The organism is Sphingobium sp. MP9-4 (genome assembly GCF_005281675.1).
GTDB lineage: Bacteria > Pseudomonadota > Alphaproteobacteria > Sphingomonadales > Sphingomonadaceae > Sphingobium > Sphingobium yanoikuyae.
Genome location: NZ_LUFI01000033.1, coordinates 50,871 through 73,484, shown reverse-complemented (window position 1 = coordinate 73,484; position 22,614 = coordinate 50,871). Strand labels below are relative to the sequence as shown.

The window sequence follows — 22,614 nt, the reverse complement described above, 5'->3', positions numbered from 1 at the left end:
AAGACGCTCTACAATCGCTGGAAGCGGTGGAGCGATAAGGGCGTGTTCCTGCGGATGATGGAAGGTTTGGCTGCGCCTCAGTCTTCCGAACGCAAGACGGTGATGATCGACGCGACCTATCTGAAGGCGCACCGCACGGCATCAAGCCTGCGGATAAAAAAGGGGATGCTGGCCGCCTGATCGGACGCACGAAAGGCGGCATGAACACCAAGCTTCATGCCGTGACGGATACCAATGGTCGCCCGATCTGCTTCTTCATGACTGCGGGCCAGGTCAGCGATTATATCGGTGCTGCTGCTTTTCTCGACGAGCTTCCCAAAGCCCAATGGCTGCTGGCCGACCGGGGCTATGATGCCGACTGGTTTCGTGACGCCTTGCAGGAAAAGGGTATCAAACCGTGCATCCCGGGCCGGAAATCCCGGAGCAAACCCGCCAAATACGACAAGTGTCGCTACAAACGGCGCAACCGCATCGAGATCATGTTCGGACGCCTCAAGGATTGGCGCCGGGTTGCTACCCGCTACGATCCATGCCCGACAGCCTTCTTCTCCGCCATCGCCCTCGCTGCCACCGTCATCTTTTGGCTTTGATCAACGAGTCCTGACCCTAAGTACGCTGTGCTCCGAACCACGGAAAACCACCATTTTCGTCACGTCATCATCTGAATGTCTATCGTCCCTAGATCAACCCTCGCACGATCCAGCCCGGCAGCGTCGCGATCGCCAGCAAAGTCCCCAATGGCACCCGGCTCTGCCCCTGTACGGCCCGGCCCAGCGCCAGCGCGACCAGCGCCCCCGCCAGCCCCAGCGAGGCGGCGATCAGCAGGATGAAGGGCAGCGCCTGCCAGCCCAGCCAGGCGCCGCTCGCGCCGAGCAGCTTGGCGTCGCCCAGCCCCAGCCCCTCACGCCCGCGCAGCGCGCGATAGCCGAGCGCGATCGCCAGCAGCCCCAGATAGCCCGCCGCCGCGCCGATCACCCGATCGATCAACGCAACATCGGTGGTCCAAAGCCCCAGGGTAAAGCCGAAGAAGGCCAGCGGCAGGGTCAGCGCATCGGGCAGCCAGAAATGGCGCCAGTCCAGTAGCGCCAGGGTCAGCAGCAGCCAACCGAGCAGCGCCCAGCCGATCCCGCCCAGATCCGGCGCGAAGCCCAGCGCCAGCGCGCCGATGATGGCGCAGCCCGCCTCCACTCGGCCATGGAGCGGATCGATCGCCGCGCCGCAGCTCCGGCATCGGCCGCGCTGCACCAGCGCGCTCAACATCGGCACCAGGTCGATCGGCCCCAGTAGCCGGCCACAACCGTCGCAGGCCGACCGGCCGCGCATCACGCCGCGCCCCTGCGGCCAGCGCAGGATCAGCGTGGCAAGGAAACTGCCCGCGATCGCACCCGCGATCGCGCCGACCAGGGCCGCCCAGGGATGGATCACAGCGTCCCTTCGACCTTCAGCACATAGGCATTGCCGACCGTCGCGAAGCCCGCCTGCCCCAGCGTCCCCGCCAGCGCCGGGTCGGCGGTTTCCACCCGCATTTCGGCGGTATAGCGGCCGGACCGCCAGATACGCAGGTTAATCTTTTCCATTCCCGACTGGCTGACCAGCGGCAGCAGCAGCGCGTCACCATCACAGGCGACCGTGCCCGACAGCCCCTGCGACAGGTTCAGCCCGGCAATCTGCGTCGCCATCCGCGCCCGCACCCGGCCTTCGGCATGGCCGCAGACATCGCCGCGATAATAGCCGCTGACATCCTCCATCATCAGCCCGCTGACCGGTAGCGGCGCGAAGGTGCGGCCCAGCGGCACCGAACCGGTCACGTCATCGATGCCGATCCGGTCTAGTCCGACGGTCAGCGCCCCTTGGATATCGTCGGGCTGGCCGCGATGGCGGGCGATGTCGAACCGCGCCCGGCCGACCAGCAGCGACAGGGGCGACAGGCCGGCACGCACCGACCCCATCGGCATTTCGCCCAGCATCAACTGGTCGATCCGCCCGCTCCACACGCTGCCGCGTATCTCGCGCGCGGCCAGGCCCAGCCGGTCGAACTGCGCCAGCCCCAGCGCCACCCGCATCGGAATGAAGAGGATCAGGCCGAATATGAACAGCGCGATCAGGATGATGCGCATCCGGCGCGACAGGATCAGCCCCTTCACTGGCCGCCTCCGCGCACCAGCACCGCCTGCACCGACACGCTGCCCGCCGTCGGGGAGGGCCGCGCGCTCATCGTCTCGACGCGCAGCCCCTGCGCCTCCAGCCCCGCGATCCAACTCATCATCGCCACCGGTCGGACCGAGGCGATGGCGATCTCCATCCGGTCATTGCCCTGCGGCTGCGCCCGTTCCAACGTCAGCCCGGCCTCGCCGGCGCTCTGGCCGACAAATTGTTCGATCGGGATGGCCGGGCCGGTCGGCGCGGGCCTGCGCGGCAGATGTTTCAGCAGCTTCACCTTGGCGCGAATCGCCGCGTTGCGATCGGTTGCCTCGCGCAAAGCATCGCGGGCGGAAACCTGCGCATGGGTCAGCGGCCGGGCCACGCCCAGCCACAATATGACCACCGCCAGCAGCGCGAACATCACGCCCAGCATCCATTGTTCGCGCGGCGACCGCTCGATCCAATAGGCCTTCATCCTGTCCATCATGACCGCACCGTAATATCTGCCAGCGTGCGCCCGCCCGGATCCTGGGACGGGGTCGCGGTGATCGTGTAACCGGCCGCCTGCAACGCCAGCAGCACGATGTTGATGTCATCCGCCTTGGCGGCGGCCAGCGTCGCGCGCAGCATCCCGTCGGGATCGCGCGATAGCGCCGTCAGCGACACGCCCGGCGCATCCTGCATCGCGCTCATCAGGCCGGCGACCGGCGCGGTGAAGGCATAGGCGCCGGCTCCGCGCGCGGCGAGTTGCCGGTCCATCTCCGCCTCGACCTGCATCACGTCGCTCGCCTCGGGCAACACCTGCCGCGCCAGCGCCAGGCTCTCGCCATCAACCTGGCTGGCGGCGACATTCTGCCGCACCAGGGTCACCAGGCTGATGAGCAGGCTGGCCAGCAGGATCAGGCCGCACCAGATCGCGATCCCGCCCAGCGCCCGCGTATCGATCTGCCGCCGCACCCGCTTGGCGAAATCACCCTGGCGCAGGTCGATCGGCGGCGCATCGAGTGCGGCAACCAGCCGCGCTTCGATCTCGTCCGCCCCAACCTCCCGCACCGGCGCATCGCCGATCAGTTCAGGCAGCGCCATATCGGCGGTCAGCGCCATGTCAGGGCCGCGCAATACGGACGCCCCACAAATCATTCCGGATACGAAACCATCATCGCTTTCCGGCAACAGCAGCGCCGCCGGCACGATGATGTCGGGGTCCAGCCCATGATGCTGCGCCCAGAGCAGCCAATGCTGCATGTCACTGCGCGCCGCGACCGCCACGATATGCGGGCGGGCGGGATCGTCATTCTCGTCCGCGGCGGCAAACAGCTGGTCGGACGGCAGGATGGCGCCGGCCAGCACGCCCAGCCGCGCCGCCGCCCGCCCCTGCCGCGCTGGCAGGTCGGGATGCGACACCCAGTGCAGCGCCACCAGCGCGGCCGGCGGCACCAGCATCACCCGCGCCTTGTCGGGCAGCGCGGCCAGGCCACAGGCGGCCAGCCAGTTGGCGCCTGCGCCGGTCTGGACGATCGCGCCATCCACCACCCGCATCCAGGTCGGCGCGTCCTCCGCCCCCTCGGGCAGGGCAATGATCAGGGCATCGGCCGAACTCATGCGCCCACCCCCCAATCGCGCCGCACCAGCCGGATCGGCGGTTGCCGGGCATCGATCAGCCCGCGCTCCACCACTTGCGTTCCCCCTACATTCACCGACACGTCCACTCTGAAAAATCCCGTCGTCAACTTGACCTGCTCGGCCACCTCGGTAAGCGGACTGAGCCCGACCAGAGAGGGTGCCTGCCAGAATTGCGGTATGCTGCCGTAGCCTTCCGCCGGCCGTTGCGCCAGCAATTGCCGTGCCTGCGCCACGCTCAGCTGCCCCGGCAGCAGCATCGCGAACAAGGGCGCCTGATCGGGCAGCAAGGTATTGATATTGATCGGCGACATGTCCGACACCGGCAGCGCGCAGACCCAGGGCCGGACCAGATCATAGACCGCCGGCGTGATGCCGTTCACCGCCCGCAATTCGCTGGCGTCGACCATGAAGCGGTTGGCGGAGCGATAGGGCCGCGCCGCGCGGGCATAGGTTTCGTCCTCCGCCCCAGCCGGTTGGGGCACGCTGTCGGTATCGATCCAGTCGGCGAGCGAGGCGGCAGCGACCTGCGCCTGGCGCACATCGACGCCCAGCGCCTGCAACAGCGCCTGGAACTGCGAAACCGCCACCGGGCGCACCTTCAGGCTGTTCTCATTATTGCCGGCGACCACGCTGTTGAGGTTGAAGCAGTTGCTGCCGTCGGTCACGCGCGCCGTCGCCATGCCGCCGGGCACCGGGATCGCCTGCGGCGTGCCCATCCAGTTGCCCGCCAGCGTCGTCTTGCCGGGGCTGGCCGCGACCAGATCGCCGATCTTGAGGCGCGCGATCACCATGCCCGCATCGGCAAAGGCCCGCCCCTGATCGACCGCGCCGCCATTGCCGGTCATCCGCGTCGCCAGCGCTACCCGTTCCAGCGCCGTGGCCGCCACCACCGCCATCACCGCGACCAGCAGCAATACGGTCAGCAGCGCGGCGCCGCGCTCTTCGGGCCGGTTGGGATCAGGCCGCCGCATTGGCCGCCTCCTGATCGTCAAGCGGTGCTTCCTTGGGACCGGGCGCCACCAGGAAACGCAGCGTGACCGGCGGCTCGCCGGTGCGCTTGACCAGCATCTCCACCGCGCGCGGCATCAGGTCGGGCTGGCCTGGCGTCCACTCCTCGCGCCACTCGCCCTGAATGTCGCGGAAGCGCAGCGTCACCTCCTCGACATGGTCGAGCAGCGCCGCCGGCTCGTCGCCCGCCGCGCCGTCGATCTGGGCATAGCCGCGCCGTTCCAGCCGGCCTTGCCGCACCCAATATTCGACCTTCTGCAAGGACGGCCGGGGCAGGTCGCCCAGATTGTCCCATCCGCCGCGCACGAACTGCATCACCGGCTGTTCCTCGCCATCGCGATGCGCCCAGAAGGCCGGCGCCAGCGTCCCCGCCTCGGTGCGGCTGATGCGCGGCACCGCCTGGCCAAGATCGGCCGACAACGCCCCCGCGGCCCGCTGGATCGCCGCCATGTCGTCCAGCCGCGCCTTGACCTGCGCCTGCGCCGACACGCTGTTGCCCAGCAACAGCACACCTGCCGCCGCCAGCATCGCGAAGATCATCAGCGCGACGAGCAGCTCGATCAGCGTGAAGCCGTGTTCGGCGGAACGCCTCAAAGACGTGAAGCCTTGTTCACTCTGTGGCTTCTCCGGCCTCATCACTCCACCTCCCGCAGGAAGCTGAGCACCACCGGCGATGCGCCCGGCTGGCCATCGACCACCAGATCGACCTGCAACAGGCGCTTGTCCTCGGTCGCCTTGACGGTGCGGGTCCAGTGCCAGCGGCGACCGCCATTCTCGACCTCGCCATCCTCCTCGCCGACCGAGGGCGGGGCCACATCGCTCTGCACCTCGACCATCAGGTTGCGGGCGACGATCTGGCCCAACGCCTTGCTGTCGAGATCGGCGGCGGTGCGCAGCGTCACCCCCTGCAACCGCACCAGCGCCAAAGCCGCCAGGCTGAACACCGCCAGCGCAACCAGCATTTCGAGCAGCGTGAAGCCGTGTTCGGCGGAACGCCTCAAAGACGTGAAGCCCTGCTGGGCGGAACGCATAGAAGACGTGAAGCCCTGTTGGGCGGAACGCGACGAAGGCGCGGTACCGTTTTCGCTTCGCCGATCAGCCACCGACCGCGACCTTTCCGGCCATGTCGACGCTGACCTGCACCCGCTCCGCCTCGCGCGCCAGGGTGATGGTCAGCGGATCGGTGGGCAGGCCAGTGCCGTCAAAGGCAATCTGTTGCCGGCCGTCCTGCCCCACCAATGCGCGCGTGCCGGTCTTCCAGTTGGCGCTGACGAAGGGCTTTTCCTCCATCGGCACCCACTGGCCGCCCTCGCGGCGCTGAAACCCATAGCCCGAGGCGGAGACCCACACGCCCATCGGGCGCGCGGTAACGACCGCTTCGTCGCGCGCGGCGGCAACGCGCGCGGCAAAGCGGTCGGCATCGTCAACGATCCGGCCGCGCGGATCGGGAATGGCGATCACCACGGCAGCCGAAATGAAGCCGATGATCGTCAGCACGACCATCAGTTCTATGAGGGTAAAGCCGTTGCGTGGCGGAGCCAATGCCTCACCACCGTTCGGGCTGAGCCTGTCGAGGCCCCCTGCCGAGCGGAGCGAGGCACCTCGCCCCACTCCGCGTGCGCCATCACATTTCGCTGGAATAGATGTCCGCATTCTCATTCTCGCCGCCCGGCTGGCCATCGGCGCCCAGCGAGCTGATGTCGAACGCGCCCTTCTTGCCCGGCACGGTGTAGATATAGGCGCGACCCCACGGATCCTGCGGCAGCTTCTTGATATAGCCGCCCCGGCGGTAGCGCTGCGGCTGCGCCAGCGACGCGGGCGGATTGAGCAGTGCCTGCAACCCGTCCGACGCGGCAGGATAGGTCAGGTTGTCGAGGCGATATTGCTCCAGCGCCTGCTCGATGGTCGAAATGTCGGCCTTGGCCTTTTCGACGCGGGCGGTGTCGGTCGCGGGAATGACGTTGATCGCCACGATCGTCGCCAGCAGGCCGATAATGACGATCACGACCATCAGTTCGACCAGCGTGAAGCCGTGTTCGGCGGAACGCCTCGAAGACGTGAAGCCCTGTTCGGCGGAGCGACGGGCGGCAAGCTGCGCCTCCCGTTCGATCAGCGCGGCCCGGATCTTGTTCAACTTCAGCATATTCTACTCCTTCAAGCCCCGGTCAGGCTTTGCAGCTGCAGGATCGGCAGCAGGATGGACAGGATGATGACGGCGACGATGCCGCCCATCAATATGATGATGATCGGCTCCAGCATGGCGAGCGCGGCCGAGGTGAAGGCGTCGAACTCGCGTTCCAGATAATCGGCCGCGCGTTCCAGCATCGTGTCGAGCCGCCCGGCACTCTCGCCGCTCGCCGCCAGATAAACCAGCAGCGGGGGAAACACCCCTGCCCGCTTCAACGCCGCCGACAGGCTGCCACCGCCCCGGATCGCCTCGACAATCTCGTCCGACGCCTTGCGCAGCACCCGATTATGCACCGTGTTGGCGGTCAGCGACAGCCCCTCCATCAGCGGCAGCCGGCTCGCCACCATCGTCGAGAGCGTGCGCGCCATCCGCGCGGCGTGCAGGTCGCGGATCAGCCGGCCCAGCACCGGCAGCCCCAGCAGCATCGCGTCGAAGCGATAGCGGAAGCTGTCGATCTTGAGCGCGCGCCAGAAGCCGAAGGCGCTGAGGCCAATCAGGATCAGCAACAACCACCAATAGCCCGCCAGAAAGGCGGAAATGCCCATCACCATCCGCGTGAGCAACGGCAATTGCTGCCCCACCGTGTCGAACTGCTCAACCACCTTGGGCACGACGAAGATCATCAGCGCCGCGACCACGAACACGGCAAAGGTCGCCAGCACGGAAGGATAGGCGATCGCGGTCAGCACCTTGGAGCGCATGATCGCCTGCCGCTCCATCAGTTCCGACAGACGCTCCATGATGGTCGGCAGGCTACCCGAGCTTTCGCCGGCCGACACCATCGCGCGATAGAGGGCGGGAAAGCTTTTCGGCTCCGCGCCCAGCGCATCGGCCAGTCGCCGTCCCTCCAGCACACCCGAATGGACCTTACCCACGATCGCGCGGACATGATCCTGCTCGCTCTGCCGGCTGATCGTGCGCAGCGATTCCTCCAGCGGGCTCACCTGGATCAGCGTGGACAACTGCCGGGTGAAGAGCGTCAGTTCCTTGGCCGACAGCTTGGTCGCGCGCAGCGACAGGCCAGCCCGCTTGCGCGCGACCGACACCGCGCCCGGCTCCAGCCGGACGACGAACAGCTTGCGCGCATCCAGCTTGCCCCGCGCCTCGTCCAGGCTGTCCGCCTTGATGCTGCCCTTGCGTTCCTTGCCCGCCGGGTCGATCGCGACATAGTCGAAATCAGCCATCGGCAATGGTTTCCACCTCGGTCGCATCGCGGCGCGACACGCGGATCGCTTCCTCGGCCGTGGTCTGGCCGTCGCGCACCAGCGCGCGCGCAGCCGACCCCAGGTTCGGCGCATTGAGGAAGGCATGGCGGGCGATCAGCGACTCGTCGCCGCCATCGTTGATCAGGCGGCGGATCGTGTCGTCGACGCGGATCGCCTCGAACACGCCGATCCGGCCCTTGTAGCCGGTGCCATTGCATTCGTCGCAGCCACGCGCCCGGTAGATGATCGTGCCGGGGTCAAAGCCCAGCAGCGCGCTTGCCGACTTGTCGGCCTGCACCGGCTCGCGGCAATGCTGGCACAGCCGCCGCACCAGCCGCTGGGCGACGACGGCGCGCAGCGTCGAGGCGAGCAGGAAGGGTTCGACCCGCATGTCGCGCATGCGGGTGATCGCGCCGACCGCGTCATTGGTATGGACGGTCGACAGCACGAGATGGCCGGTCAGCGATGCCTGCACCGCGATCTCGGCGGTCTCGCGGTCGCGGATTTCGCCGACCATGACGACATCGGGATCCTGGCGCAGGATCGCGCGCAGCCCGGCGGCGAAGGTCAGGCCGACCTTGGCATTGACCTGGGTCTGGCCGACGCCCTCCATCGCATATTCGACCGGGTCTTCGACCGTCAGAATGTTGCGGCTGCCATCGTTCAGGTTGCGCAGGCCGGCATAGAGCGTGGTGGTCTTGCCCGAACCGGTCGGTCCGGTGACCAGGATGATGCCGTTGGGCTCGCTCAGCCCCTCGCGGAAGATGCGGTCGGGCGCGCCGGTCATGCCCAGCAGGTCGAGCGTGATGCCGGCATTTTCCTTGTCCAGGATACGCAGCACCACCCGCTCGCCCGCCCGGCTCGGCAGGGTCGATACGCGCACGTCGAGCAGCTTGCCACCCAGGGTCAGGCCGATACGGCCATCCTGCGGCACGCGCCGTTCGGCAATGTCGAGCCGCGCCATCACCTTGATGCGGCTGACCACCACCGGCGCGACATGCGGCGGCATGCGCAGCGTCTCACGCAGCACGCCGTCCACGCGCATCCGCACGATCAGGCCCGTCTCATAGGGTTCGATATGAATGTCCGACACGCCCTGGCGCGCGGCCTCGGCAATGATGCCATTGATCAGGCGGATCGCCGGCGCGTCGTCTGCGCTGTCGAGCAGATCGTCGGCGGTCGGAATGTCGGCGGCCAATATGTCCAGCTCGTCCGCGCCGACGTCGATCGACCCGGCCATGGCGGCGGCGCTGCCCTCCATCGCATAATGATCGGACAGATGCCGGTCGAACTGCGGCGCCTCGACAAAGCGCACGTCGAAGCTGCGGGCGAGATGACGGCGCACCTCCAACAGCACGCGCGGATCGCTGCCCTCGCGCACCGCGATCGACAGTCGCTCGCCATCCTGCGGCAGCATCACCACGCCATGCTTGCGGGCAAAGCCATAGGGGATGTCGACGGGCCGTGGCGGAAGAACCGACGGCATTACCGTCACATGCTCCTGTTCGCTCACTTCTGCTCTCCGCTTGGCGGCAGGTCGACCGGGCGGACGACGCCGCTCGACTGCCGCACCGTGGGTTCGATGACCTGGACCTGTCCCGGTGCCGGCGATGTTGCCGGCGCGGCGGCACCGGCCTGCGGCTCGACCGTCATGTCGCCAGGCTGCGGCGCGATCGGCGGCTGCGCGCCCATATAGTCACGCACCAGCTCGTCGATGGTCGGCTCGCTGTCGGGGCTGCGCTGCAACTGCATGCCGCGCACATAACCATAACGCTGCTGGGTCAGGCGCTGTGCATCTTCCTTGGTGCGCAGGATGGTCGGGCGGATGAAGACCATGAGGTTGGTCTTGGTCCGGCTCTTGCTGCGCGACTTGAACAGCTCGCCAATGCCCGGAATGTCGGACAGCAGCGGGATGCGCTCGATCGTCTTGCGCTCATTATCGTCCAGCAGGCCGCCCAGCGCCAGGATTTCGCCGTCATCGACCGTGACCGTGGTCTCGATCTCGCGCTTGTTGATGATCAGGTCGCTGCTCGAATTGCTGACCGGCCCCGCCACGCTCGACACTTCCTGCTTCAGGAACAGCTTGATCGCACCGCCGGTGTTGATCTGCGGCTTCACCTCCAGCTTGATACCGACATCCTGGCGCTGGACGGTGCGGAACTGGTTGTCGAAATTCTGGCTCAGCGCCTCCCCGGTGGTCACCGGCACCTGCTGGCCGACCAGGATCGACGCCTTCTGATTGTCCAGCGTCATCACCGACGGCGTGGAAAGCAGATTGCTCTCGGTATCCGACTTCACCGCATTGATGATCGCGCCGAAAATGCCATTCTTGCCGATCTGCGTGCCAAGGCCCCCGACGATGCCGGTCGCGCTGGCCAGGCTGTCAACCGCCGCCTGGGTCAGGCTGCTGGCCAGGTCGCTGTTGGTCTGCGTCTCGGTCGTCGTGGTCGTGCCATCGGCCGCCACCACCGTCGTCTTGGTGGTGCCCAGCTTGGTCGCGCCATAGGCACCGGCGATGGTGATCAGGCTGGGCGAGGCATTGCTGTAATTGGTCGCGGCAAAGCCGGTCGATGTGCTGCCCAGCAGGAACTGCACGCCCAGCTTCTTGGCCGCCGCGTCGCTGATCTCGACGATGATCGCCTCCACCAGCACCTGCTCGCGGCGGGTGTCGATCTGGCGGATGGTCTCGCCCAGCATGCGCTGCACGTCGCTGTTGGCGGCAACGATGATCGCATTGGCGCCTTCATAGCGGGTGACGATCGCCGGGCCGCGGGTCGAAATGCCGCTGCCGCTCGATCCGCTGGAGGCCGCTGCGACCGGCGCTGCCGCAGCGCTGGCCGGGGCTGCACCGCCGCCAGCGCCGCCGCTGGCGCCCGCCGCCGGCACCGACGAGGTAACGGGCGAACTGCTCGACTGGCCGATCAACTGCTGCAACACCGGCAACAGCCTCTCCGCATCGGCATGCTCCAGCCAATAGACGCGGATTTCCGTGCCGCTCGCCGCCTGACGGTCCAGCTCGCGCGCCATATTGGCGAGGCGCGTGACGGTGTTCACATCGCCGCGGATCGCAATCGCATTGCTGCTGTCGATCGGCACCACGCTGGCGGCCGCCGGCGCGCCATTTTCGCCGCCGCCACTCTGCACCAGCGCCTGCAGCGATGTCGCGATCTCGCGCGCGCCGGCATTTTTCAGCATCACCATCTGCGTCGAGCTGGTGTCGCGGTCGACCCGCGCGATCACCTGGCGGATGCGCGCGACATTATCGGCATAGTCGGCGACGACGATGCTGTTACCGGCGCGATTGGCGGTGACCGTGCCTTCCTTGCTGATCAGCGGGCGCAGCGTTTCCAGCACGCTTGCCGCATCGACCGACCGCAGGCGGAAGACTTCGGTGACGAAGCTGTTGCGGGTCGCCGCCCGGCCCACCGCGCTCGGCTGGCCGGCCGCGCCGTCCGCCGGCTGGATGCGATAGGCGCCACCGGGCGCCGGCACCGCGACCAGGCCATTGGCGCGCAGCGTCGACAGCACGATCTCGAAATATTCCGACTTGGACAGCGGCCGGTCGGTCACCACCGACACCTTGCCCTGCACCCGGTTGTCGATGATGAAGGTGCGGCCGGTGACGCGCGCGGCATCCTGGATGAAGGCGCGGATATCGGCATCGCGCACATTCAGCGTCTGCTGCGCATGGCCGGGGACCGGGGCAGCCAGGACCAGCGCGAGGGCGGCGGAATATTTGAGGATATGTCTGGTCATTGGCCTTGCAATATCAGGTTGATCGGCACGGTGACGGCGCCGCGCTCCACGGTCAGGGACAGGCGTGCGCCGGGCACGATCTGGTTCTGCAATGATGCCAGGTCACCGGCCGATCCGATCGGCTGGCCGTTGATCTGGGTCACGATGTCGCCGGCCTGGAAACCGGCATTTTGAAAGCCCGGCCCCTTGGGGCTCAGCACCAGCCCGGTCACCCGGCCATTCTGGGTGCGCGGGGAAAAGCCGATGTCGCGCTTCACCGCATCGGCGCTCGGCGCATCGCGGCCCGGCACCGGAGAGGGCGCACCTTCGCCCGGCGCCATATCCCCCTCAGGCGCGCCGCCCGGCCCACCAGCCGGTCCGCCGGCCGCCGACGCCGGCTGGGACTGGTCGAGGAACACCTGCTCCTCCGCCCCACCGCGATCGATGGTCACATGGTCGAACAATACCGCCTTCAGCACCACGCCGGGCATGATCTCGTCGCCCACGGCATAGCTGTTCTGGATGCCGTCGGGCGTCGCCAGGATCGCCGATCCCTGCCCCGTCCCCTCGTTCAGCCGCACGCCATAGAGCGTCAGCGCCAGCGAGGTGACGACGCCATTGCCCGCCTGCGACGCGCCCGTGCGGAAAAAGGGATCGAAACTGGCGAACAGCGCCTGTCGCGCACTGGCGGAAAGCACCTGCGCCTGGCGCCCTTCCCAGGGGCCGAAGGCGCCGACCGGCGTCAGCAATACCCACACCAGCCGGGCAAGCTGCAACGCCAGCACTGCCAGCGACAGCTTCTCGACCAGCCCCAGCCAGTCGACCGGCCGCGCATAGCGCCGCCACCCTTGCAACTTGTCGCCGAACGGCACACGCATGAGCCGAAATGTCCCCCTTGGTTCGCCCGCCTGCTAGGCAACTCTTCTTACTGCCAGATGACGTTTATGTTACCATAATATGACAGGTAGCAATGGGGCCGCGACGATGCTTGCATTTCGCAGGGTCAACGATAGCTAGGGCCACGGAAACCGGCCTGCAGCGCCGTCATTCGCGGAAATGCCCATGACCTTGTCCGACCCGATCCTGTCACCGCCCGCCGCCCCTGACGCCGATCCGGCCTGGATCGCCAGCCATCCGCGCGTCCAGCGGGTGCCCAGCAAGGATCTCACCCTCTTCATCCAGCGTGATTTCCTGAGTCTTGATGAATGCGCGCAGGTGATCGCGCGGATCGATGCAGACCGTCGCCCCTCGACCATCGCCGACGCCAATGGCGATGGCTATTTCCGCACCAGCGAGACCTGCGACCTCGACCATGGCGACCCGTTCGTCGCCGCCATCAACGCCCGGCTCGACAGCTTCGCCGGCATCGCCACCCAATATGGCGAACCGATCCAGGGCCAGCGCTACGGCGTCGGCCAGGAATTCAAGGCGCATACCGATTATTTCGAACCCAAGGGCGCGGACTATGACAAATTCTGCGCGGTCGCGGGCAACCGCACCTGGACCTTGATGGTCTATCTCAACGAACCGGCCGCCGGCGGCGCAACCCGCTTCACGAAGATTGGCAAGACGGTGCAACCCGAAACCGGCAAGCTGCTCGCCTGGAACAACCGCATCACCCCGGATCGCTTCAACCCCGCCAGCATCCATCACGGCATGAAGGTCCGCAGCGGCGTCAAGCATGTCATCACCAAATGGTATCGCGAACGCCCCTGGGGCTGAAGGCGATGCCCCAGGCGGCGCACATATTACAGCCGCCCTGAGTGGTTAGCGGACAGTGGACTGATACAACGAGTGCCGCGGTTCATCAGACGTTGGCAAAAGCACCGCGAAGATGGAACAGAGCGTCCAGATAGCGACCGTGTGATCAGCAGTATCAGCAGTATCAGCAGTATCAGCAGTAAAAGCGATCGTGTTGCCGATGAAGTGAAGATCCGGGTTGACGGCCAGCTATTGCGCATAAAGCTAGATATTTTAGACCGGGTTGAATTCGGGGCATTTCGCCGGCAGTGGAATGATGCTGATATTCTCTGGCACTTCGAGCTTTTCGGCCATGTTTCACCCGACTTTCTCCATCAGCACAACGCCGTGTGCACCTGGTTCGATAGCGAGCGACATCTCCGGCAGGTGCAGCGACATGGCCTGGGTGTTGCGGAACGGGAGGATCAGGCCTGCTCCCTTGCTAAGCTCCGGGCAGATGGCGCCGAAGATGTAAGTTGATTTCGTTCTTTGGTCCTTGGGTGCTGACGGCTGGCTGCCGCGCTTGGCCCAGCGCGGTTTTTTGTTTTCCTGGCCGATCAGGGCCTCGTCCTGGAACCAGACCTCTATCGGCGTGCCACGCGAGAGAGCGGCTTTGATCTTTGCCTGCTCGGCTGCAAAGCCCCTGCCCCTCCCCCCCGCCCCCGAAAGGTCCCTCGTTCTGATGTAGAGTTTTCCCGCGATTAAGCAGCAGGCGCATGAGGAAGAGCCGTTTCACCGAAGCGCAGATCGTCGGGATGATCAAGGAGCAGGAAGCAGGGCTTCCGAGGGTGGAGGTTTATCACAAGCATAGGCTGAGCACGGCGAGCATTTACAAGTTGAAGGCGAAGTACGGCGGCATGAAGGTTTCCGATGCCCATCGGTTGCGGCGATTGGAGGACGAGAACAGCAAGCTGAAGCTGCTCCTGGCCGATAGCATGCTGGACAACGCGATCCTGAAGGACCTGGTGGGCAAATGCTGACGACGCCGAGCCTGCGTGCTGATTGGCGTCGATCCCAAGACGGCCAGGCGCGAACACCCGCCGGACCACGGAACTATCCGCGAAGCCATGCGGGAGATCGCAGGGCAGCGCCGTCGGTTCGGCTATCGCCGGATCGGCGTCATGCTGAAGCGCAAGGGCATGAGCATGAACTGCAAGAAGCTCTACCGGCCATATCGGGAGGAAGGCTTGTCCGTACGCCGACGACGCGGCCGCAAGCGCGTCGAGCCTTCGTGCAGGACGATAGCATCATGCTCGACGCGCCTGTGCAGGCGTCCGGGCCATCGTATTTAACCGCTGGACTCTCGTTATGATCGAGGGACTGCCGGGGGAGGGGTAGGTCACCCCCCTTTTTGAAGTCTGCGAACGCATATTCGTTCTGAGCATGGTGACGTGGGCGTGCCTTCAGTTTGACATAGCCCAGCTTCTTCAACTCCCGCCACACAGTCGTTTCCTTAAGGGACACACCACACTCGTCATAGAGCCTAGGAGAACGTCAGAGGCGTTCCGTCGAAGGAAAACCATGTACTAGGGGCGATCGACATTCAGATGATGACGTGACGAAAATGGTGGTTTTCCGTGCCCCGAAGCGCAGCGTACTTAAAGTACGTGAGCACCGGAATCACGGAAAACCGCCATTTGCAGGCCGTCGGGGCTGAATGTCGATTGGCCCTAGGTGAGGTCGAGTTCGACCGAGCGGACCACGAGTAAGAACAGCGATGACAGTCAACGCGGCCGTTGCGGTTACCAAGATAAATTCGCCTCGCTTGATCATGCCATTCTTTTAGCGAATGCAGGAAGCGCCGCGATCAAGAGGTGCCAGTGAGCTTCTCTACGCCCAAAAATGCTCCCCCTCACTGCCCCGCCGGGGCATAGGTCCAGTTCTGGGCGTTGCTGCCGTCCATCATCGCGGTTTCGGCCATCAGCAGACGGCCTTCGCGCCAGTAGCGGATGCGCTGGGGATAATCATGGTCGGGATTGGCGAAGCTGATGTCGCGCACGCCCTGTTCCAGCACGGGGAAGATCGTCTCCTTGCCGCCCTCCGGCGCCGCATGCAGCGTCAGCGTTCCGTCCGCCGCCCGCACGACCCGCATCACCTCCCAGCTTTGCAGGCTTTCGCCCCGCCCGCTGCGGCCCATGCCGATCATCACCCCGCCGCGCGGCAGCGACCACAGCTCCTCGGTCCAGCGGTCGCCCCGTTCCTGCTGCCATTCGCCGGTCAGCCATTCGGGCAGGTCCGCCGCCTGCGCCAGCGGCGCCGCGCCCAGCATCAGCGCCGCCAGCATGATCGATCCGCTCTTCTTCACCCGCTACACCCTCTGTCCAGACCCGCGACCCTGCGCTATGGAGCGCGCAACATCTCTCCCGCTATCTCGGACCGGCCAGCGCGCCGGGCAAGGACAAATCTATGACTTTTCGCATGCCTGCCGAATGGGCGCCGCACGACTGGACCTGGATCGGCTTTCCGACCAACCCGGACGAATGGCCCGGCGCCTTTGACGGCGCGCGTCGCCAGATCGCCGATTTCGCCAGTGCGCTCCACGCCGATGGCAAGGGCGAGGAGGTGCGGCTGGTCGTCGCCAATGAGGCGGATGCCGACGCTGCGCGTGCCCTGGTCGCGCCGGGCGTCACCATCGCCGTCCACAATCTGGGCGACGTATGGCTGCGCGACACCGCGCCGATCGCCGTGCTGAACGGCGTGACCGGGGAGCGCGCGCTGGTCGATTTCGGCTTCAACGGCTGGGGCGGCAAATATCAGATGCCCGGTGACGAGGATATTGGCGCGCGCCTGGCCGCAACCACCGGCATGGCGACCTCCACCCAGAATTGGGTGTTCGAGGGCGGCGCGATCGACACCGACGGCACCGGCCTGTTCGTCACAACCGAACAATGCCTGCTCAACCCCAACCGCAACCCGGATCTGGATCGCGGCAAGATCGAGACGCTGCTGGCCGGCGCGCTGGGCCTGTCCGACATGCTGTGGCTGGGCGATGGCCTGCTCAACGACCATACCGACGGCCATGTCGACAATCTCGCCCGCTTCGTCGCGCCGGGCAAGCTGGCGCTGCCGATCGCGACCACGCCGGACGATCCCAACACGGCCATCTATGCCGACGCCCGCGCCCGCGCCAAGGCGCATGGCGTGGAGGTGGTCGACATCCCCTCGCCCGGCCTGGTGCTGGTCGATGGCGAAGCGATCCCGGCCAGCTACATGAATTTCTATGTCGGCAACGCCGCCGTCATCGTCCCCATCTATGGCCAGCCCAATGATCAGGCGGCGCTCGACGCCTTCGCGCCCTTCTTTCCGGGGCGCCAGATCATCGGCCTGCGCAGCGACGCGATCCTGTCGGGCGGCGGCAGCTTCCACTGCTGCAGCCAGCAAATGCCCTCGCTGGTCTAGGGGTTAGTCCCCCGTTGCGGGGATGCGCATGCGGGCGCAATTTCCGGGCCGGGCGACGCAGCATCGCCCGGCTTCAGGAGCATTGCCCCATGTTTCGTCCGATCGTTGCCACTTCACTGATCCTGCTGGGCGCGAGCGCCGGCACCGCCCAATTGCCCAGCATCATCGGCATGGGCGCCGACAATGCCGCAGGCGTGCTGGGCTATTGCGTCAAGAACCGGCTCGTTGATGCGACCAGCGCCAATGCCGTGCTGGACAAACTGAACAAGAAACCGGGCGTGAAGGGCTCGGGCGCCTTCAAGTCCGGCGAGACCGGCATCATTCATGCCGGCAAGAAGGACATTTCGCTCGACAGCCTGAAGGGCGATGCCAAGGGCAAGATGTGCTCCATGGTGCTCAAGCAATCGGCTTCCCTGCTATAGGCGCTTCCCGGTAGCGCGGCGGCGCCATAGCCCCTATATCGCGCGGCGAACCCATCATGGAGTGATGAATGACCCGCGTGACCGTCGCCGCCCTGCAGCTCGCCTTTTCGGACGACATGGCCGACAATATCGCCATGGTCGCCGATCATGTGACCAAGGCCGCCGCCCGCGGCGCGAAGATCATCCTGCCGCCCGAACTGTTCGAGGGCCATTATTTCTGCCGGCAAGAGGACGAAGCCCTGTTCGACCGCGCCCAGCCGACCGACCAGCACCCCGCCGTGCAGGAAATGCGCAAGCTGGCCAAGGATCTGGGCGTCTATATCCCGACCAGCTATTTCGAACGGGATGGCCATCATTATTACAACTCGCTCGCCATGATCGATGATGAGGGCGAGATCATGGGGGTCTATCGCAAGAGCCACATCCCCGACGGTCCGGGCTATGAGGAAAAATATTATTTCCGCCCCGGCAATACCGGCTTCAAGGTGTGGCCGACCAAATATGGCACCGTGGGCGTCGGCATCTGCTGGGACCAATGGTATCCCGAAACCGCCCGTTGCATGGCGCTGATGGGCGCGGAAATGCTGTTCTACCCGACCGCGATCGGCTCCGAACCCTATGATGCGGAGTTGGACACCAGCCGGATGTGGCGCCGCGCGATGATCGGCCATGCGGTCAGCAACTGCATGCCGGTGATCGCCGCCAACCGCATCGGCGAGGAAGAGGGCCAGAAATTCTATGGCCACAGCTTCATCAGCGACGAATGGGGCGATTTCCTCGCTGAGTCCGACGCCAAGGACAATGGCGCGCTGGTCGCCACGCTGGACCTTGCCAAGGCGAAGATCCACCGCGCCGGCATGGGCTTCTTCCGCGACCGCCGCCCCGAACTTTACGGCCGCATCGCGCAGGATATCTGATGGCGCGCCGCAACCCGGCCCGGATCGGCTGATGCAGTCGATCCTGGTCTATATCGCCGCCGCCCTGGCCGAGATCGCCGGTTGCTTCGCCTTCTGGGCCTGGCTGCGGATGGACAAGTCGATGCTGTGGCTGATCCCCGGCACGGGGTCGCTGCTGCTCTTCGCCTGGCTGCTGACCCTGGTCGACGCGGCGGCGGCCGGGCGCGCCTATGCGGCCTATGGCGGCGTCTATATCAGTTCGGCGCTGCTCTGGCTCTGGCTGGTGGAGGGCGTGCGGCCGGACCGCTGGGACATGGCCGGCGTGGCGCTCAGCCTGGTCGGCGCGGGCGTCATCCTGTTCGGCCCGCACCGCGCCTAGAGGATGATCCGTTCATACTGAATCGGATCATCCTCTGTTTGCCTTTTTGTTTTCCGCATTTTCCGAGCCGGCAGATGATGCCATCTGCTTCGAAAATGCTCTAATTGGCGGACGTCAGCCCTGCCAGTTCGACCGCCCGCGCAAACACCGCCTCGAACATCTCCGCCGTCAGCCGGTTGGTATTCTGGTTGTAGCGCGAACAATGATAGCTATCGATCAGCATCCGCCCGTCAGGCATGCGATGCTCCGCGCCATGGGCAAAACGGGCCTTGGGCAGCTTGCCGCCAAGCACCTTCACTGCCGACTGATGCGCGATCTCGCCCAGCGCGATGAAGGTCCGCGCGCGCGGCAGTTGCGCCACGCCATCGGCCAGGAAGGGCCGACAGGCATGCACTTCGGCCGGCACCGGCTTGTTCTGCGGCGGCAGGCAGCGGACCGAATTGATGATGATTGCGTCGCGCAGTTCCAGCCCGTCATCGACCCGCGCCTCATAATTGCCCTGCGCCAGCCCGAACTTCTTGAGCGTCGCGAAGAACAGCTCGCCCGCGACATCGCCGGTAAAGGGCCGACCCGTTCGGTTCGCGCCCTGCTTGCCCGGCGCCAGGCCGATGATGCCGATCCGCGCCATCGGGTCGCCAAAGGCGGGCACCGGCGCGTTCCACCAGTCGGGAAGTTCCGCCCGGCATTCCGCGCGCAGCGCGACCAGGCGGGGGCAGAGCGGACAGTCGCGGGGCGGTTCACTTGATAGGGGGCTTTGCAGGATCATGGCGCTCAGATAGGCGCTGCACCATGCCGGACACAAGCCGCCACCTTTATGCCCTCTCGATCGGGTCAAACCGGCCGCTCTCGGCCCGGCTGACGCCGCCGCGCCTGCTGGCAGAAGCGGTGCGCCGGATCGGCGCGTTGGGCGATGTGGTCGCCCTGTCGCCGACGATCGAGACGCCACCGCTCGGCCCCTCGCGCCGCCGCTTCGCCAACGCCGCGCTGCTGGTCGCCAGCGCGCTGCCCCCGCCCGTCCTGCTGGCCGCGCTGCAGGGCATCGAGACCGGCCTTGGCCGCCGCCGTTTCCAGCGCTGGGGCGCGCGTCGGCTCGACATCGACATCATCCTCTGGTCGGGCGGACGCTGGTGCAGCCGGGACCTCATCATCCCCCACCCCGCCTTTGCCCAGCGCGACTTCGTCCTGCGCCCGCTCAGTGCCATCGCACCCGACTGGAAATGCCCGCCTTCCGGGCAGAGCGTGCGGCATCTGCATGCGCTTTTGCGAAAAGCGTCCTATCATCGTGCCACAAGAGGTTGACCAGCCGCCCGCACGCCACTAGTGCGAGCGGTCTCGACAGGGGGTCCATAGCTCAGTCGGTAGAGCAACTGACTTTTAATCAGTAGGTCGCTGGTTCGAACCCAGCTGGACTCACCATTTTCTCACAGTCGTATCAGTGAGTTACCGAACTCACTCCACAAGGTAGAGCCGCGGAGGCCCTGCCCTGTGTCCATTTTTGTGTCCACCCGCCTCTATCTTCTCAGACACTTGGCTCGCCGCTTCTGTGTCCTTGAAAATCAGCTGGTCGGCATAGGGCTGCAAATGCTTCACTGACATATGCGCGTAACGGCGCACCATCACCTCAGATTTCCAGCCACCCAGTTCCTGAAGCACCCAGGTGGGCACATCATTCTGCCGAAGCCAGCTCGCCCAGGTGTGGCGCAGATCATGCCAGCGGAAATCCTTGATCCCTGCCCGCTTGACGGCGTTCTTCCAGGCCTTCGTATTCACCTGCCTGATGGACTTCCCCTGATAGGTAAAAACGCGAGTCGGATGACGCCCTGACTGCCGTTCGAGAACCGATAGAGCGAGATTATTGAGCGGGACGCCCAAAGCTTCGCCATTTTTCGTGTCCCCATGCTCGATCGTGATGATCCGGCGGGAAAGATCGACCCGATCCCAGGTCAATCCCGTGATGTTACCCTGCCGAAGCCCGGTCGCGAGCGCAAACAGCATCAGGTCCTGCTGATGGGCCGGAAGCTCTGCAAGAAGACGATCGGCCTGCGGGCGGGTCAACCACCGCACGCGAGGCTCCAAGCCCTTCCCGTAGGTCTTGAACGCGGGCATCGTGTCGATCCACTCCCACTCCCGCATTGCGATCCGAAACATGGCTCTTATGAGCCCCACATAAAGGTCTCGGGTCCGCGCTGCCTTTGCGGAGAGATGGGTCGAAATGATGCCGTCGATCATGTCCCGACTCACCATATCCAATGTCTTGCCGCGCAGGAAACGGGTGAAGAACCGGATCCGGAACACATCATCCTGATAGGATTTCTTGTGCTTCTTTTCCTTTAGCCACCGCAAAGCCGTCTCGTCCCAGGTCCGGGACGGCTTTTCCTTGAGCTTGGCAATATCCCACAGCCTGGCCTTCAGCTTGTCGTGATATTCCTGGGCCTTTTTCCGGTCGGTCGTTCCAGTAGAATGTCTAACTGGCGTTCCGTCTGGTGCTGTGAGTTTGACATAATATGTGCTTGCACGTCGATAGAGTGCCATGCTGCCTCCTTATCGTCGGCACTCAACTGCACCCGTGCGCCATCAGGATAGCGCGTCCGAATCCAGGCAACAAGATCGGCCGCTATGAATCGCCAGTTGCGCCCGGTCTTCGAACCGGGAAGTTGGCCGGCACGCACGAGTGAGCGAACCGTATTGGGATGAAGGGCAAGGAAGGCCGCCGCCTGGCGCAGGGTGAGGATGGGGGTATCGTCCGTCACCTTCGGGCACTTCCTATGCGCGGCTTTCGCGCTTTTGCGTGTCGCGCGCCCGCACAAAGGCCCGGTCATTCTCGAGAAATGCCGACAAAATGGCAGGTATGAGCTCGGTGACGGGCTCCTCCCGGCCGTAGGCCTTCTCGTAGAGCGACGCATAGTCACGCAGGGCATCATGCAATCCCGGCATGATCGAGACAGTGATCTTGATCGGCGTGCGATCCGGGATTTTCGGAAGCTTGAGGTCGATCATGGCACGGTTGTTCCTTCCTGCCAGGGTGAGAGAATGAGATCGCGATGAACGAGGAGCCGCACCGGAGCGCCTGGCCGTATCGTGATGGTCGGCTGGATTGAGAGATTGCGGCTGGTCAGTTGGTCCCCTGCCCGCGCCGAGCTGGTCTGGGCAGACTCCCGCAGCGCGCGGACGAGATCGCTCTCGCCATCAAAACTCAGATTTGCGCCCACGCCCAGGAGCGTGGAAGCCGCAATGCCCTTGAGCAATTGCCAACTATGAAAATCGACCCGGTCTTCCAGGCCGGCATAGCCAGCAGCATCAGTTGCAGGCGCATTATCGAGCCTGATGGATCGGCCATCAGGAAAGACTATTCGCTGCCAGGCGATGAGCGCGCGGCTCTGGCCGAAGGCCACCACACTATCGTAGCGTCCGATGAGGCGCGCGCCTTGCGGGACCAGCAGGATTTGCCCGGTGGCAGTGTCATAGACGCGCTCCGTGACCTGCGCGACGACGAGGCCGGGAAGATCCGAGCGCAGACCGGTGCTCAGGCTGGCGGAAATGACCGATCCGGCAGACAGGACATAAGGGGATGCTGCAGGCTGGACACTGTGCGGATTGAGGTCCGGGCCTTTGTCCACGTCCGCCAGAAATAGCGACTTGGCATCTTGCGTTCTCCCGGCGGGCTGCGGCTCCACCGTGAGATCAGAGCTGCTCGCCGGGATCGCCTTTACCTCGGCAACTGGCGGGAGGGCAGACGACCGTTCGCGCGTCGCCTCCGTGGCGATCAGCCCCGACGCGCGCGCCGCGCGCTGATCGGCGGCGGCCTGTTCGCGCGCCTTCCTCGCGTCCTCCAATTTCTGATCCGCATCTCGCGCTGGATCGCCAGGCCCGCCCACCA

At 65.5% G+C, this 22,614-nt stretch carries 25 protein-coding genes, 1 tRNA gene and 3 pseudogenes; 10 read left to right on the top strand and 19 right to left on the bottom strand.

The annotated features are described in order from the left end of the window. Window positions 1-590 (top strand): annotated as a pseudogene (locus A0U87_RS11245) (IS5 family transposase); the annotation flags it as partial. 88 nt (window positions 591-678) lie between these two features. Here the strand turns inward: A0U87_RS11245 and A0U87_RS11240 are convergent. The 13 genes from A0U87_RS11240 to A0U87_RS11180 form a co-directional block, all read right to left on the bottom strand. Then, window positions 679-1,425, bottom strand: a complete 747-nt coding sequence (locus A0U87_RS11240; RefSeq protein ID WP_137405560.1) for an A24 family peptidase — start codon at window positions 1,423-1,425, stop codon at window positions 679-681. Next, window positions 1,422-2,144, bottom strand: a complete 723-nt coding sequence (gene gspN, locus A0U87_RS11235) for a type II secretion system protein N (protein ID WP_048937260.1) — start codon at window positions 2,142-2,144, stop codon at window positions 1,422-1,424. Before gspN ends, A0U87_RS11240 begins: the two co-directional genes overlap by 4 nt. Continuing rightward, window positions 2,141-2,629, bottom strand: a complete 489-nt coding sequence (locus A0U87_RS11230; RefSeq protein WP_048937261.1) for a type II secretion system protein M — start codon at window positions 2,627-2,629, stop codon at window positions 2,141-2,143. The genes gspN and A0U87_RS11230 overlap by 4 nt, the downstream gene beginning before the upstream one ends. Beyond that, window positions 2,626-3,744 (bottom strand): type II secretion system protein GspL, encoded by a 1,119-nt coding sequence (gene gspL / locus A0U87_RS11225; RefSeq protein WP_048937262.1) that lies wholly within the window; start codon window positions 3,742-3,744, stop codon window positions 2,626-2,628. Before gspL ends, A0U87_RS11230 begins: the two co-directional genes overlap by 4 nt. Further along, window positions 3,741-4,736, bottom strand: a complete 996-nt coding sequence (gene gspK / locus A0U87_RS11220; RefSeq protein WP_122928148.1) for a type II secretion system minor pseudopilin GspK — start codon at window positions 4,734-4,736, stop codon at window positions 3,741-3,743. The genes gspL and gspK overlap by 4 nt, the downstream gene beginning before the upstream one ends. Further along, window positions 4,723-5,409: a type II secretion system minor pseudopilin GspJ gene (gspJ, locus tag A0U87_RS11215; protein WP_048937264.1), complete on the bottom strand. Its 687-nt coding sequence runs from the start codon at window positions 5,407-5,409 to the stop codon at window positions 4,723-4,725. Before gspJ ends, gspK begins: the two co-directional genes overlap by 14 nt. Then, complete coding sequence (gspI, locus tag A0U87_RS11210; protein WP_048937265.1) at window positions 5,409-5,804, bottom strand: type II secretion system minor pseudopilin GspI; 396 nt, start codon at window positions 5,802-5,804, stop codon at window positions 5,409-5,411. The genes gspJ and gspI overlap by 1 nt, the downstream gene beginning before the upstream one ends. A 64-nt stretch (window positions 5,805-5,868) precedes the next feature. Next, a complete protein-coding gene (locus tag A0U87_RS11205; RefSeq protein ID WP_080993546.1) occupies window positions 5,869-6,315 on the bottom strand; it encodes a GspH/FimT family pseudopilin in 447 nt (148 codons plus the stop codon). 82 nt (window positions 6,316-6,397) lie between these two features. Next, on the bottom strand, window positions 6,398-6,916 hold the full coding sequence (gene gspG, locus A0U87_RS11200; RefSeq protein WP_048937267.1) for a type II secretion system major pseudopilin GspG: 519 nt from the start codon (window positions 6,914-6,916) through the stop codon (window positions 6,398-6,400). Window positions 6,917-6,927: 11 nt separating this feature from the next. Next, a complete protein-coding gene (gene gspF / locus A0U87_RS11195) occupies window positions 6,928-8,145 on the bottom strand; it encodes a type II secretion system inner membrane protein GspF (RefSeq protein ID WP_048937268.1) in 1,218 nt (405 codons plus the stop codon). Further along, window positions 8,138-9,679, bottom strand: coding sequence for a type II secretion system ATPase GspE (gene gspE, locus A0U87_RS11190; protein WP_004207448.1), 1,542 nt, complete (start codon window positions 9,677-9,679; stop codon window positions 8,138-8,140). The genes gspF and gspE overlap by 8 nt, the downstream gene beginning before the upstream one ends. Beyond that, window positions 9,676-11,922 carry a type II secretion system secretin GspD gene (gene gspD / locus A0U87_RS11185; RefSeq protein ID WP_137405559.1) on the bottom strand — a complete coding sequence of 749 codons (2,247 nt, stop codon included), beginning with the start codon at window positions 11,920-11,922 and terminating at the stop codon, window positions 9,676-9,678. Before gspD ends, gspE begins: the two co-directional genes overlap by 4 nt. Then, window positions 11,919-12,779: a type II secretion system protein N gene (locus A0U87_RS11180; RefSeq protein WP_137405558.1), complete on the bottom strand. Its 861-nt coding sequence runs from the start codon at window positions 12,777-12,779 to the stop codon at window positions 11,919-11,921. Before A0U87_RS11180 ends, gspD begins: the two co-directional genes overlap by 4 nt. Window positions 12,780-12,963: 184 nt before the next feature. Between A0U87_RS11180 and A0U87_RS11175 the strand changes: the two genes are divergently transcribed. From A0U87_RS11175 to A0U87_RS11165, 3 genes and pseudogenes are all read left to right on the top strand, one after another. Next, window positions 12,964-13,623, top strand: a complete 660-nt coding sequence (locus A0U87_RS11175; protein WP_048937375.1) for a 2OG-Fe(II) oxygenase — start codon at window positions 12,964-12,966, stop codon at window positions 13,621-13,623. Between the two features lie 72 nt (window positions 13,624-13,695). After that, window positions 13,696-14,121 (top strand): hypothetical protein, encoded by a 426-nt coding sequence (locus A0U87_RS11170; RefSeq protein WP_137405557.1) that lies wholly within the window; start codon window positions 13,696-13,698, stop codon window positions 14,119-14,121. A gap of 236 nt (window positions 14,122-14,357) precedes the next feature. Then, a pseudogene (locus tag A0U87_RS11165) lies at window positions 14,358-14,861 on the top strand (transposase); the annotation flags it as partial. 632 nt (window positions 14,862-15,493) lie between these two features. On the opposite strand, the gene A0U87_RS11155 reads toward A0U87_RS11165, so the two are convergent. After that, on the bottom strand, window positions 15,494-15,946 hold the full coding sequence (locus tag A0U87_RS11155; protein ID WP_048937272.1) for a DUF6265 family protein: 453 nt from the start codon (window positions 15,944-15,946) through the stop codon (window positions 15,494-15,496). 101 nt (window positions 15,947-16,047) lie between these two features. Here A0U87_RS11155 and A0U87_RS11150 point away from each other — a divergent pair, with 101 nt between their 5' ends. The 4 genes from A0U87_RS11150 (at window position 16,048) to A0U87_RS11135 (ending at window position 18,737) form a co-directional block, all read left to right on the top strand. Further along, a complete protein-coding gene (locus tag A0U87_RS11150) occupies window positions 16,048-17,040 on the top strand; it encodes an agmatine deiminase family protein (protein WP_048937273.1) in 993 nt (330 codons plus the stop codon). An 89-nt stretch (window positions 17,041-17,129) separates the two neighbouring features. Beyond that, on the top strand, window positions 17,130-17,462 hold the full coding sequence (locus tag A0U87_RS11145; protein ID WP_048937274.1) for a DUF2501 domain-containing protein: 333 nt from the start codon (window positions 17,130-17,132) through the stop codon (window positions 17,460-17,462). Window positions 17,463-17,530: 68 nt separating this feature from the next. Beyond that, a complete protein-coding gene (aguB, locus tag A0U87_RS11140) occupies window positions 17,531-18,379 on the top strand; it encodes an N-carbamoylputrescine amidase (RefSeq protein WP_004211973.1) in 849 nt (282 codons plus the stop codon). 31 nt (window positions 18,380-18,410) lie between these two features. After that, on the top strand, window positions 18,411-18,737 hold the full coding sequence (locus A0U87_RS11135; protein ID WP_037507824.1) for a YnfA family protein: 327 nt from the start codon (window positions 18,411-18,413) through the stop codon (window positions 18,735-18,737). Window positions 18,738-18,837: 100 nt separating this feature from the next. On the opposite strand, the gene A0U87_RS11130 is transcribed toward A0U87_RS11135, so the two are convergent. After that, window positions 18,838-19,503 carry a uracil-DNA glycosylase gene (locus A0U87_RS11130; protein WP_137405556.1) on the bottom strand — a complete coding sequence of 222 codons (666 nt, stop codon included), beginning with the start codon at window positions 19,501-19,503 and terminating at the stop codon, window positions 18,838-18,840. Window positions 19,504-19,526: 23 nt separating this feature from the next. On the opposite strand from A0U87_RS11130, the gene folK reads away from it, so the two are divergent. Next, complete coding sequence (gene folK / locus A0U87_RS11125) at window positions 19,527-20,036, top strand: 2-amino-4-hydroxy-6-hydroxymethyldihydropteridine diphosphokinase (protein WP_048937276.1); 510 nt, start codon at window positions 19,527-19,529, stop codon at window positions 20,034-20,036. 41 nt (window positions 20,037-20,077) lie between these two features. Continuing rightward, window positions 20,078-20,153: transfer RNA gene (locus A0U87_RS11120), tRNA-Lys, on the top strand. Between the two features lie 33 nt (window positions 20,154-20,186). Here the strand turns inward: A0U87_RS11120 and A0U87_RS11115 are convergent. The 4 genes and pseudogenes from A0U87_RS11115 to A0U87_RS11100 all read right to left on the bottom strand — a co-directional run bounded on the left by A0U87_RS11115 (window position 20,187) and on the right by A0U87_RS11100 (window position 22,612). Continuing rightward, a complete protein-coding gene (locus A0U87_RS11115; RefSeq protein WP_137405555.1) occupies window positions 20,187-21,269 on the bottom strand; it encodes a site-specific integrase in 1,083 nt (360 codons plus the stop codon). A 62-nt stretch (window positions 21,270-21,331) separates the two neighbouring features. Further along, window positions 21,332-21,556 (bottom strand): annotated as a pseudogene (locus A0U87_RS27110) (helix-turn-helix domain-containing protein); the annotation flags it as partial. Further along, window positions 21,501-21,734, bottom strand: a complete 234-nt coding sequence (locus A0U87_RS11105; protein ID WP_137405553.1) for a DUF2274 domain-containing protein — start codon at window positions 21,732-21,734, stop codon at window positions 21,501-21,503. The pseudogene A0U87_RS27110 and the gene A0U87_RS11105, both read right to left, overlap by 56 nt. Continuing rightward, window positions 21,731-22,612: a TrbI/VirB10 family protein gene (locus tag A0U87_RS11100; RefSeq protein ID WP_346763660.1), complete on the bottom strand. Its 882-nt coding sequence runs from the start codon at window positions 22,610-22,612 to the stop codon at window positions 21,731-21,733. Before A0U87_RS11100 ends, A0U87_RS11105 begins: the two co-directional genes overlap by 4 nt. Between the last annotated feature and the right edge of the window lie 2 nt (window positions 22,613-22,614).